At 36.5% G+C, this 11651-nt stretch carries 12 protein-coding genes; 4 read left to right on the top strand and 8 right to left on the bottom strand.

Annotation, left to right across the window (positions count from 1 at the left end; genetic code table 11):
* Positions 1–144: 144 nt before the first annotated feature.
* The 8 genes from clpX to GFO_RS01050 all read right to left on the bottom strand — a co-directional run bounded on the left by clpX (position 145) and on the right by GFO_RS01050 (position 8471).
* The gene (clpX, locus tag GFO_RS01085) at positions 145–1377 is read right to left on the bottom strand and encodes an ATP-dependent Clp protease ATP-binding subunit ClpX (protein WP_011708150.1); all 1233 of its coding nucleotides are present in this window, start codon (positions 1375–1377) and stop codon (positions 145–147) included.
* Between the two features lie 45 nt (positions 1378–1422).
* A complete protein-coding gene (gene clpP / locus GFO_RS01080; protein ID WP_011708149.1) occupies positions 1423–2100 on the bottom strand; it encodes an ATP-dependent Clp endopeptidase proteolytic subunit ClpP in 678 nt (225 codons plus the stop codon).
* Between the two features lie 108 nt (positions 2101–2208).
* Complete coding sequence (tig, locus tag GFO_RS01075) at positions 2209–3531, bottom strand: trigger factor (protein ID WP_011708148.1); 1323 nt, start codon at positions 3529–3531, stop codon at positions 2209–2211.
* A gap of 85 nt (positions 3532–3616) precedes the next feature.
* Positions 3617–3958, bottom strand: coding sequence for a phage holin family protein (locus GFO_RS01070; RefSeq protein ID WP_011708147.1), 342 nt, complete (start codon positions 3956–3958; stop codon positions 3617–3619).
* Positions 3959–4044: 86 nt separating this feature from the next.
* Positions 4045–5604 carry an SGNH/GDSL hydrolase family protein gene (locus tag GFO_RS01065; RefSeq protein WP_011708146.1) on the bottom strand — a complete coding sequence of 520 codons (1560 nt, stop codon included), beginning with the start codon at positions 5602–5604 and terminating at the stop codon, positions 4045–4047.
* A gap of 7 nt (positions 5605–5611) precedes the next feature.
* Entirely contained in the window at positions 5612–6874 is a 1263-nt protein-coding gene (locus GFO_RS01060) for an OmpP1/FadL family transporter (protein WP_011708145.1), read from the bottom strand.
* A gap of 121 nt (positions 6875–6995) precedes the next feature.
* Positions 6996–7757: an alpha/beta fold hydrolase gene (locus GFO_RS01055; protein WP_011708144.1), complete on the bottom strand. Its 762-nt coding sequence runs from the start codon at positions 7755–7757 to the stop codon at positions 6996–6998.
* Positions 7758–8471, bottom strand: a complete 714-nt coding sequence (locus GFO_RS01050; RefSeq protein WP_011708143.1) for a pyridoxine 5'-phosphate synthase — start codon at positions 8469–8471, stop codon at positions 7758–7760.
* 90 nt (positions 8472–8561) lie between these two features.
* Between GFO_RS01050 and GFO_RS01045 the strand changes: the two genes are divergently transcribed.
* The 4 genes from GFO_RS01045 to GFO_RS01030 all read left to right on the top strand — a co-directional run bounded on the left by GFO_RS01045 (position 8562) and on the right by GFO_RS01030 (position 11646).
* A complete protein-coding gene (locus tag GFO_RS01045) occupies positions 8562–9218 on the top strand; it encodes a CBS domain-containing protein (RefSeq protein WP_011708142.1) in 657 nt (218 codons plus the stop codon).
* A gap of 3 nt (positions 9219–9221) precedes the next feature.
* Positions 9222–10106 (top strand): NAD kinase, encoded by an 885-nt coding sequence (locus GFO_RS01040; protein WP_011708141.1) that lies wholly within the window; start codon positions 9222–9224, stop codon positions 10104–10106.
* A 100-nt stretch (positions 10107–10206) separates the two neighbouring features.
* On the top strand, positions 10207–10905 hold the full coding sequence (gene porG, locus GFO_RS01035; protein WP_011708140.1) for a type IX secretion system protein PorG: 699 nt from the start codon (positions 10207–10209) through the stop codon (positions 10903–10905).
* Positions 10906–11646 carry an isoprenyl transferase gene (locus GFO_RS01030; protein WP_011708139.1) on the top strand — a complete coding sequence of 247 codons (741 nt, stop codon included), beginning with the start codon at positions 10906–10908 and terminating at the stop codon, positions 11644–11646. It begins immediately after the preceding gene.
* The last annotated feature ends 5 nt before the right edge of the window (positions 11647–11651 follow it).

The raw sequence follows: 11651 nt of genomic DNA, 5'->3' as shown, positions 1-11651 counted from the left end.
TAAATTTGAATTATTTCTTAATTTACTTTTGAACGATGTCAGCCTGAGCGGAGTCGAAGGCTACCTTATACTATATAAAAAATGTCCTCAAATTTTTGAGGACATTTTTTATAATTTACTATTTAGAATTATTGCTTAAAGCTTTTAAGAAACAGCTTTTAGTTTGCTCATGGTAGATTTATTAAGCTTATCATCTGCATATTCCCTGGTAACTGTAAAGCTATCCTCGTTACTTTCAGGAAGCTCAAACATGGCATCTGTCAAAATCGCTTCACATAGAGAACGAAGTCCACGAGCTCCAAGTTTATATTCTACTGCTTTATTTACAATATAATCCAAAGCATCATCGGTAATATCAAATTTGATATCATCCATCTCAAACAGCTTTTTATACTGCTTGATAATAGCATTTTTAGGCTCGGTTAAGATCGCACGAAGTGTTTCCTTATCCAACGGATTCATATGCGTAAGTGCAGGTAAACGCCCAATAATTTCAGGAATCAATCCAAATTCTTTAAGATCTTTCGGAATGATATATTTTAAAAGATTGGTGCGTTCTATAGAATCTTCGCTTTTAGAAGCGCTGAATCCTACTGCTTGCATATTTAATCGCTTACTGATAATTCTTTCAATTCCGTCAAAAGCTCCACCAGCAATAAAGAGAATATTTTCAGTATTTACCTCAATAAACTTCTGATCTGGATGCTTACGCCCTCCTTTGGGTGGAACATTTACACTCGTTCCTTCAAGTAATTTCAGTAAAGCCTGTTGTACACCTTCCCCAGAAACATCTCGGGTAATAGATGGATTATCACTCTTACGGGCAATCTTATCTATCTCATCAATAAATACAATTCCACGTTCTGCCTTTTCAGTATTATAATCTGCAGCCTGAAGAAGTCTGGTTAAAATTCCTTCCACATCTTCTCCTACATAACCAGCTTCAGTTAAAACAGTAGCATCTACTATTGCTAATGGCACATTCAGCATTTTTGCAATTGTGCGAGCCATTAAGGTTTTACCGGTTCCGGTCTCCCCTACCATTACAATATTACTTTTCTGAATTTCTACATCATCCTCATTTTCCGGCTGTAATAATCTTTTATAGTGATTATAAACAGCAACCGACATTACTTTCTTGGTTTGCTCCTGACCAATTATGTACTCATCCAAAAACGACTTAATAGTTTTTGGCTTGCTCAACATAAGGTCTGAAGAAAGCTCCTTAGCATCACCCTGCTTGGATTCTTCCACTACAATTCCATGAGCCTGTTCTATACATCGATCACAAATATGAGCATCTAAACCAGCAATAAGCAGATTGGTTTCTGGCTTTTTTCTACCACAAAAGGAACATTCTAGATCTTCTTTCGCCATTATTTAAATTTTCTAGTAATTACTTCGTTTTTAGTAATGTACAATTTATCCTTCTCTTTTTAAAATTTCGTCTATCATACCATATTCCTTAGCCTTTTCAGCTTTCATCCAGTAATCACGATCACTATCCTCATGAACTTTTTCATAAGTCTGCCCTGAATGTTTGGCAATGATTTTATACAACTCCTCTTTTAGAGTAACAATTTCTCTTGCAGTAATCTCAATATCACTAGCCTGTCCCTGAGCTCCGCCCATTGGCTGGTGTATCATAACACGAGAATGCGGAAGTCCGCTTCGCTTACCATCTTCTCCCGCACAAAGTAGTACTGCCCCCATGGAAGCTGCCATACCTGTACAAATAGTAGCTACATCCGGCTTTATGAACTGCATGGTATCATAAATACCTAAACCAGCATATACACTCCCTCCCGGAGAATTAATATAAATCTGAATATCTTTAGAGGCATCTGTACTTTCTAAAAATAACAACTGTGCCTGTACAATATTAGCTACCTGCTCATTGATGCCGGTACCAAGAAAAATAATCCTGTCCATCATCAACCTTGAAAAAACGTCCATAGCCACGGCATTCATCTGGCGTTCTTCAATAATATTTGGAGTCATGCCCTGTGGCAACATACTACTCACTACTTTATCGTAATAATTGCTGTTTATATTATGATCTGAGACAGCATATTTTTGAAATTCCTTTCCGTAGTCCATCAATTTTTTTGTTTTTCTAATCTTAAACAATTTACCGGATAAAACCAAAAAAGGCGTTACCCCGGTTGAGTTAACGCCTTAAAGATAATTAATATATCGTAAAAAGGCTTACTTATAAATAGCTTTCACAAATTCTTCATAAGTGAGCTCCTTTTCATCAAATTTCATATTCTCCTTGTAAAACCCAAGAAGCTTTTCATTCATTAATTGCTCAGAAAGTCTTTTCACCTCGTCCTGATTTGAAAGGATTCTTGCAGCGATATCATCTAATTCTTTTTGAGAAGGATCCATCTGGCCAAATTGAGCCATTTGCTGCTTGATCTTTTCTGAAGCAAAAGCTTTGAGATCATTAAAGTCTACATTCAGGTTATTATCATTTACAACCTTTCCTTCGATTAACTGATAACGTAATCCTTTTTCGCTCTTTTCGTATTCTTCTTTAGCCTCTTCTTCTGTCAATGGTTTTTCACCTACAGTCTGAATCCATTTCTGAAGAAAGTCTTTAGGCAATTCAAAATCTATAGCTTCAATAAGCGCTTCAGTAATGTCATTCATTAACTGCTGATCACTTTGTTGCTCGAATTGCTTCGCTGCATCTTCCTTGATCTTTTCTTTCAATTCGGTTACCGAGGTTACTTTACCTTCTCCAAAAAGTTTATCGAATAATTCCTGATCCAGATCTGCAAGTTCTCTTTCATTGATTTCAGAAATAGTAAAATCTACTTCAATATCAAGATCATGAGATTTATCATGCTCAATGCTTAAGTGATTCACAAGAGCGTGATCATCTTCAAACAAACTCTTCGTTTTTAAAGTAATAACATCACCTACTTTAGCACCTACAAACTTATTAAGGTTGCGTTTTCCCTTGATATTCTCCAGTTCAATGGTAGTATCATTCTCTATACCTTCTTCCTCATTTTTGAAAGTTCCCGCTACGGTATCGCCTTCTGCAACCTCATCTTTGGTCTTAAGCTTTCCGTATTGTTTTTGAATACTTTCAATTTGATCGTTTACCATTTTCTCATCGGCAACGATATTATATTTAGTAACCGGCTTCTTAAGATCCAGGTTTACATCAAATTCCGGAGCAATTCCTAATTCAAACTCAAAACTATAATCATCTTTCTCCCAATCAAAACTTTCCTGCTCCTTAGGAAGTGGATTTCCCAGAACGTCAAGTTTTTCTTCAGTAAGGTATTTATTAAGACTTTCCTGAAGCAATTTATTCACTTCATCTACCAATACAGCCTGCCCGTATTGTTTCTTAACCATCCCCATAGGTACATGACCTTTTCTAAAACCGGGAATATTGGCATTCTTACGGTAATCCTTTAAAATCTTCTCTACTTTACCGGCATAATCTTCTTTAGCGATATCAACTTTAACTACCGCATTTAACTCATCAATATTCTCTCTGGTAATATTCATTTTGATCTGTTATAAAAATTGGAGTGCAAAATTACGTTTTTTCTTAAAGTTTACAAAGTTTCAAAATGTTGAAATTCAGTTAAATCTAATCTGATTTTAGAATTGAGAAAAGTAAAGATTGTACCAAAGACAGCAACAAACTAAAAATTATAGCGATAAACCAGCCATCAACAGCAAATCCATCTACAAAACCATCGGCTAGAAAAATGATGATAGCATTAATTATAAGCAGAAATAATCCTAAAGTTAGAATTGTCACAGGTAATGTAAACAAAACCAGAATTGGCTTTACAATAAAATTTAAAAGAGCCAGGACAATTGCCACTATAACAGCGGTTAAATAACCATCTACGCTTACTCCCGGCAGGAGTTTGGCTAAGATTACCACAGCAACTGCTGTTAACAACAGTCTAAGTATAAAATTCATAGTTTCAAATATTGATTAGTAAGTAAAAATGCAAAAAAAAGGTCGGGAAATTCCCGACCTTTTTAAATTTTATATCAATTTTAATATTACTGTACGTCTTGACTTAATGTTACAGTTCCATAAGAGCCAACATTAGCTTTAGGAACATTCGCTCCATAAGTTTCGTTGATTTCTGCGATAATCTCATTAGCCACTACAGCATATCCTCGAGGTGTAAGATGAACCCCATCTAGAGAAAATGCACCACCAGTAACAAAGTCTGAAGTGATCACCCCACCATCAAAAGAAATACCCTGACCATCTAATTGACTTAGTACACTGTTTATATCTACTAATCCTAATCCTAAAGATTGAGCATTTGCTTCAATAGCATCATTGAACAAATTAGTTGCCTGGCCAATGTATTGTAGTTCTTCAGAATCTAAAGCATCTTTATCATCAATTCCGCTAACAGCGTCAAACAAGGTTTGAGCTTGTGCCGGAGTAGGCGCTCCCCCTGCCTGTAAGATTGCAAGAATTTCCCCTACTGCCGGAGTTAATTGAACTGAACCATATCCACTAGCTAGAGCTCCCTGGTCTATGGTAAGAATCAATAATTCTTCTTGAGTCATTTGGCGGAAACCTAATGGGTTTGTTTGAGATTCAGGAACATCGATTAGAAATCTGTTTGCACCTTCATTAAACTGAATAGCGTATTGAGAAGCTAAAGCCTGAGCCTGTTCTGCAGGCACTCCCTGTGCCATTAATCCGCCAGCAAAAACTCCAGCTACAGCCTGAAAATAACTTGTTAACTGAGCAGCTGTTGCGGCATCAAGCGCTAGGGCATTATTAGGTACGGTCGTAAAAAACGGTGCTAAAGTTACATCTGGAATAGTTAAAAGCACCCCATCTGCATTTTGAGCTAAAGCTCCAGCTATCTGCCCATATACCATTGAAAATGCTGCAGGATCTGTAATATCATTTGGTCCATAAGAAGTGAAATCTGCATTTCCTAATTGAAATTCACCTGTACCTCCAGAAGAGGCGTAACTAAGCACGTCATTATTACCAATCCATAAAGTAAAAAATGATGGATTCTGCGCTAACGCATCATTTAAAATAGTGGCATTAGCTTCGCTGGCGAATCGTGCAAAGTAAGGATTTGCCAAACCACTTGGAACACCTGCCACATTTCCGTAACCCGGTGCTAAAAGATGAAAAGATTTAGCTCCCGGTACACCCATATTATTAAAAGAACCTGAAAGTTTATTTGTAATATCTGTAGTTGGTGCAGCACCAGTATATCTGGCTGGAGACGGACCATTGGCCCCTACAGCAAGTACAAATCTATTTTCAGCTATCTGATTTCCACCAAGCAAAAGCCCTCCTGTATTATCATCTACCAGCGGCTGAGTAAAACCATTTGTTGACTGAGTAGCTGCAAACTTTTCAGCTAAGATATTAGGAAATGAATTTTTTTGACCTGTAATATAAAGCGCTCCATCTGCATACCCTGCAGTTAGCGAATTACCAACAGCTACGTAATTAGAAAAATCTGCTTCCCCATTAGAATAAACTTCTCCATCTTCAATAGCATTCTCTAATTCCGGCTCACAGGAAACAATTCCTAAAGCCAGAATAGCCATATATTTAAAATAGTTTTTCATCGTAAAATTATATTTTTATAGTTACACCTAAACCTGGTACAAAAGCACTGGACTTATACGTTCCTTCAAATGGCACTGCAACCTGGTTTGGTGGTGTACCTTCTGTATAGAAATCGTAAGATTCATCAATCTCTTTAAAACGACTATAAAGGAAAGAGGCATCAATCGCTACACTATTGGTTATATTAACTGACAGTCCTCCTGTGAAATTATTGGAATCGTTCCTTGGAGTTTCAGGAGCAAAATATCCTGATTGAACAGGAGACTCATCAAAGTAATAACCAGCTCTTAATGTAAACATATCGTTAGCTGTATATTGTGCTCCAAATCTATAAATCGAAGCATCTTCGTATTCTCTTGGATTTACAGAATCTGGAATATTAGGATTTGCAAAATCTACATCCAGAGATTCATATACGCCCCAAAAAGTACGGTTGTAATCAAAAGCGAATAACCACTTATCATTTAACTGGTAAGATGCACCAACTGTCAATTCAGCTGGAAGAGGTAAAGTTGCATCAAACTGAGTATCACTAAAAGGTGATAATGGCGAATTTGGAATATTCTCAAAATCTGCCTCACCAGATTCAGCTTCTACAAGGATCTCTGAACGGTAATTTACACCAATATTCAAACTATCAATCGGGCTCCACATTGCACCGGCAGACCATCCCCAGGCACTAACACCGGAAGCATCTATAGTGACATTAGAACGGTCTCCCTCTAGATTAGAAAGTGTTCTAGTAAGGTTTCTGTTGAAATTAACTGAACCGCTCACATAGATAGGCCCACCTCCTACAGAAAGGTTATCTGTTATTTTATAAGAACCTAACGCCTGCACATAAATAGCAGAAAGTGAAATATCATTAATAAGGTGAGAACCAGCCCAATCCTTTTCCCATTCAACAGAACTACCATAAGGAGTATAGGCCGCAAGACCAACACTAAACTTATCACTTAATTTATAAGAAAAGTAAGCATAGAAAGGAGTTCCTACCGGGCTGTCTGTTCTTGCCATCTGCCCAAATTCTTCGTTCTGGTATACTACATCAGAGAATACAGCACTTACACCAACAGCAGCATTAATTTTGTTTTCAAGAAACACCAATCCGGCCGGGTTAAAAAAGGCCAATTCTGCATTGTTCACTACAGCAACACCTGTGTGTCCCATCGCCAGTCCTCGTTGACCTTGTAAACTCACCCTGTAACCACCGGCATACGTTGTTGCGCCAGCCAAAAGAAACAGGCCAAGTAAAAATAATTTTTTCATAATTTGAGTATGATTTTATTTAACATGTCTTAAAAATATAGTGTCAAAAATAGCATAAAATAGATATTATGCAACATATTACCCGAATTTATTATGCATACATAATAAATTTAGAAAGATTTTAAACAAATCGGATAACCGCCTTATAAAAATCCTTCATATTTTCAGCATGCACCCAATGTCCCGATTTTGCGATGGTTTCAATTTTTGCTTCCGGAAAATGTTTTTTGATCAATGGTTCTTCCTCTTTCGTAATATAATCTGAACGTTCTCCATTAATAAATAAGACAGGGCCATTATAAACAGCTTCTTGCGGGAGTGCCCTACCAACCTGTTCTATATTTGCTTTTAAAGAATCAAGATTTATCCTTAACGAAAGCTTTTCTTTTGTTTTCCAGTAAAGATTTTTTAAAAGAAATAACCTTACCCCAGTTTCAGGAATATAATCTTCAAGAAATTCTTCAGCATCTCCCCTGGAATTAAGACTTGCCTCATGAAGCGCCGTAAGCCCTTTTAATATTTGTTGATGATGCGGAGCGTAATATTTAGGAGCAATATCTACCACAACCAGTTTTTTTACCAAATTTTCATTCTCACAAGCCAATAACATGGCAGTTTTACCTCCCATAGAATGCCCCATCAAAATGATATTTTTCAAATCATGACTCTGGCAATACTCTACCACATCATTCGCCATTAATTCATAAGAAAACTCATCACTATGCGGACTTTTTCCATGATTTCTCTGATCTATTAAATGTACCTGAAAACCGTCATCAGCGAATTTCTTCCCTAAAGTTTTCCAGTTATCGCTCATCCCCAAAAATCCATGAAGGATTAGCAAAGGCTCTCCTTCACCAAGTATTAATGAATGCAATTTCATCTATTTCAATAATTTTAAATATTGCTGAATTGTTTTTTCAAGACCAAGATACAGCGCTTCAGAAATTAGAGCATGCCCAATGGAAACCTCATCCAGATACGGTACATTTTCTTTAAAATAATTTATATTCTTTAGAGAAAGGTCATGGCCCGCATTTATTCCTAAACCAAGCTCATGAGCTATTTTAGCACATTCAGCATATGGTTTTACGGCATTGGAATTTCCTTTTTCAAAATCTACTGCAAAGGATTCTGTATATAATTCTATTCTATCAGACCCTGTTTCAGCAGCTCCCTCAATCATCTTTTTAACCGGATCTACAAATATTGAAGTTCTTATGCCGTTAGCCTTAAACTCAGCAATAACCTCTTTTAGATAATCCCTGTGCTTAACAGTATCCCATCCAGAGTCTGACGTGATTGCATTTTCAGCATCGGGTACCAAAGTTACCTGAGCAGGTTTCACTTCTAAGACAAGATCTATAAATTGTTGAATTGGTTTCCCCTCTATATTAAATTCAGTATTAAGTACCGGTTTGAGCTCACGAGCATCTGCATACCGAATATGTCTTTCATCCGGCCTTGGATGAACGGTAATCCCTTCAGCACCAAACGACTCTATATTTTTTGCAGCTTCAAGAACATTTGGTACGTCACCACCACGTGCATTTCTTAAAGTGGCGATCTTATTTATATTTACACTTAATTTAGTCATTATTACTTCCTTTTATTAACAAAAATACAAAGTGCAGTCTGCTTCAATGAATTTTATTTTGATTAATTTGCATAAAAGCATATAGATAAAATGAGCCTGAAGGAATACATATTAAATGATGTAGAGATAATTAATCTTTCTGAAAAGATCGGGGAGGTTCAGAAACTCTTCAACCAATTAACCTATACTCATCTTCCTGTAGAGAGCGAAGGTGTTTATATTGGGTGCATTTCAGAAAATGATGTAAGATGCTTCGAGAATGACAAAACTTTAGAAGACTATCGGTATTCTATTGAAGGTTTTTACGTAAGAGAAGGCAATTACTGGCTGGACAGCCTGGAAGCTTTTGCTCAGAATAACTCAAATATTCTCCCGGTGCTTGATGACGATAATTTATACATGGGATATGTTGAATTAAATGAGATGATCTCCCTATTTAAGGAAACACCTTTTCTTCACGAACCTGGAAATATCCTGGTTCTTGAAAAAGCATTTCAGGATTATACTTTCGGAGAAATTAGTCAAATAGTAGAATCAAACAATGCTCATCTTTTAGGTGCCTTCGTTTCTAAAATGGACAATGAAATGGCAGAGATCACCCTAAAAATTACTCCATCCGGAATGAATGAAATTATCCAGGCATTTAGAAGATATGGATACATTATTATTTCTGAACACCAGGAAGACACTTTCAACAAAAACCTGAAAGATCGCTCAAAATATCTGGATAAATACCTGAATATATAATTTATGAAAATAGGCATTTACGGTCAGTTTTATCACGCCAATGCAGCTCAATATATAGGTCAGCTTCTTGAATTGTTAGACCAGAGAAATATTGAGGTCCTCATCGAAGAAGACTTTCTTAAACTTATTCACAGTAACAATAAAATAGAAAAAGATTATAAGCATTTTAGTGCTTTTGAAGAACTGGATAATTCATTTGACCTGTTCTTCTGTATAGGTGGAGATGGTACCATCTTAAAATCTATTAACTATATAAGAAACCTTGATATTCCTATTGTCGGAATTAATACCGGGAGACTTGGTTTTCTTGCAACCATTCAAAAAGAACAGATAGAAAGCACCCTGGAAGAATTACTTGAAAAAAAATTCAGTCTTTCACCAAGGTCTGTTTTAACCATGCAAACCAATCCCAGGAGTTATGATCCGGTTTTTTCACATATAGCATTAAATGAGATTGCTGTAAGCAGAAAAAACACAACTTCCATGATCACCGTAGATACCTGGTTAGATGACCAGTATCTTACCTCTTATTGGGCAGATGGATTAATAATTTCAACACCCACGGGTTCAACAGGTTATTCTCTGAGCTGCGGCGGTCCTGTTATTACTCCAGATGCCGATTCCCTGGTTATCACCCCTATTGCACCACACAATTTAAATGCCCGGCCGCTGGTAATAAAAGATCATACTACGATAAAACTAAAAGTTTCAGGTAGAGGAAAAGAACATTTAGTTTCTATGGATTCCAGAATCGCTACCCTACAAAATGACACTGAGATTATCATCAAAAAAGCACCCTACACTATAAATTTCGTAGAATTACAGGGAGATAGTTTTTTAAATACCCTCCGAAAAAAACTTCTATGGGGGGAAGACAAGCGTAATTAAGCAATAAAACTTTCTAAAAACTGTTTATACGTATGTACAAATCTGCTCAAATTATTGCAGAGCAAACAGAATTGTTATATTTGCAAACTTTTGAAAACCTATGAGGTACCTTATTGCATTTGTATTAATGGCGTTTTTTTCAATTAATTCATACTCACAACAGTTTGAGGTTGGAGCTTTCGCCGGCGGTGCAAATTTTATTGGAGATGTTGGTAAAACCAATTATATCCTGCCAAATACACCGGTTGGAGGGTTTATAGCCAAATGGAATAGAAGTCCCAGACATGCTTTGAGATTAACATTATTATATGCGGAAATTTCTGCTGATGATGAAGATTCTAAAGACACCAGAAGACAACAGCGTGGTTATTCTTTTAACAATACTATTGCCGAAGCTTCGTTAGGGTTAGAATTCAATTTCTTTGATTTCGATCTCACCAATCCGTTACCGCAAAGTACCCCGTATTTGTACACAGGGATCACTTATTTTAGAACAGATCACGTATGGTTAAAAAATGGCAGGGCCGGAAACTTAGTAAACGAAGGTACAAATTGGGAGTTTGCAATTCCAATGGTCATGGGGTATAAAGAAGCTATTACAGAACGAATTATAGGTGCTTTTGAAATAGGTGCCAGATATACTTTTTCAGATAATTTAGATGGCAGTTGGCCGGAAGAATATCTTGGAAGACGAGCACCAACGATTGAATTTGGAAATAGAAATACAAATGACTGGTATGTATTTTCTGGTATAACATTCACTTTTACATTTGGGCGTAAGCCATGTTATTGCTTTTAAATGAACTATAAAGACAATTTAAACCTTGATAAATTACCCAAACACATCGCCATTATTATGGATGGAAATGGACGTTGGGCTAAACAAAAAGGTTTCCTTAGGGCTTCTGGCCACAAAGAAGGCACAAAAGCTGTAAGGGATGTTGTTGAAGGATGCGCAGAAATTGGCGTTAAAAACCTTACGCTTTACGCTTTTTCTACTGAAAATTGGAACAGGCCTAAGCTTGAGGTTGATACTTTAATGAAACTTCTGGTTTCCTCTCTGAAGAAAGAGATCAAAACCTTAAAAGACAACAACATAAAGCTGAATTGTATTGGTAATATTTCAAGCCTTCCGAAGAAAGCCAGGCAGGAATTATTAGATGTAATTGAGAAAACATCTACCAATACTCAAATGACTTTAACCCTCGCGTTAAGCTATGGTAGTCGTGAAGAAATCACAAACTGCATCAAGCAAATTGCAACGAAGGTTAAAAGTGAAGAATTATCTGAGGATGCTATTGATGAATCGGTTATAAATGAGCATCTTTACACCCGAAATTTACCAGATGTGGATCTTTTGATTCGCACCAGTGGTGAACAACGTATAAGCAACTTCCTTTTATGGCAGATTGCTTATGCCGAATTATATTTTACGAAAATCTTATGGCCAGATTACAGAAGGGAAAATCTTTTTGAAGCCATATACAATTATCAAAATAGAGAACGAAGATTTGGAAAAACAAGTGAGCAACTCAGTTAGTGCAT

It is taken from the genome of Christiangramia forsetii KT0803 (assembly GCF_000060345.1).
Classification (GTDB): domain Bacteria; phylum Bacteroidota; class Bacteroidia; order Flavobacteriales; family Flavobacteriaceae; genus Christiangramia; species Christiangramia forsetii.
Note: the sequence above shows the minus strand (reverse complement) of the source record. Positions and strands in the feature narration are given on the sequence as shown.